The sequence below is a fragment of the Oxalobacteraceae sp. CFBP 8761 genome (assembly GCA_014841595.1).
GTDB lineage: Bacteria > Pseudomonadota > Gammaproteobacteria > Burkholderiales > Burkholderiaceae_D > Telluria.
In genome coordinates this window covers 1-797 of record JACYUE010000015.1, presented here as the reverse complement: position 1 = coordinate 797, position 797 = coordinate 1, and the positions used below count along the sequence as shown (strand labels likewise).

General features: G+C 53.7%; 2 tRNA genes and 1 rRNA gene. All 3 read right to left on the bottom strand.

The features are described from left to right. Nucleotides 1–2: 2 nt before the first annotated feature. A tRNA-Ala gene (locus IFU00_22845) sits at nt 3–78 on the bottom strand. A 23-nt stretch (nt 79–101) separates the two neighbouring features. After that, nucleotides 102–178 (bottom strand) — tRNA-Ile (locus tag IFU00_22840). 84 nt (nt 179–262) lie between these two features. Beyond that, nucleotides 263–797 (bottom strand): 16S ribosomal RNA (locus IFU00_22835); the annotation flags it as partial.

Here is a 797-nt window from a genome sequence, read left to right as displayed (position 1 = left end):
AATGGTGGAGGATGACGGGATCGAACCGACGACCCCCTGCTTGCAAAGCAGGTGCTCTCCCAGCTGAGCTAATCCCCCATTAGGTGATGCTTAGTGCTGATTGGTAGGGCTGGTTGGACTCGAACCAACGACCCCCGCGTTATCAACACGGTGCTCTAACCAGCTGAGCTACAGCCCCGATAAAACTGTTCTTTACTATTCAACAGTCGATAAGCGTGGACGCTTGATGATGAAACTTCTCAGTTTCGTGGTGCTACTCTAGAAAGGAGGTGATCCAGCCGCACCTTCCGATACGGCTACCTTGTTACGACTTCACCCCAGTCACGAATCCTACCGTGGTAAGCGCCCTCCTTGCGGTTAAGCTACCTACTTCTGGTAAAACCCGCTCCCATGGTGTGACGGGCGGTGTGTACAAGACCCGGGAACGTATTCACCGCGACATGCTGATCCGCGATTACTAGCGATTCCAACTTCACGCAGTCGAGTTGCAGACTGCGATCCGGACTACGATACACTTTCTGGGATTAGCTCCCCCTCGCGGGTTGGCGGCCCTCTGTATGTACCATTGTATGACGTGTGAAGCCCTACCCATAAGGGCCATGAGGACTTGACGTCATCCCCACCTTCCTCCGGTTTGTCACCGGCAGTCTCATTAGAGTGCTCAACTGAATGTAGCAACTAATGACAAGGGTTGCGCTCGTTGCGGGACTTAACCCAACATCTCACGACACGAGCTGACGACAGCCATGCAGCACCTGTGTTACGGTTCTCTTTCGAGCACAGCCAAATCTCTTCGG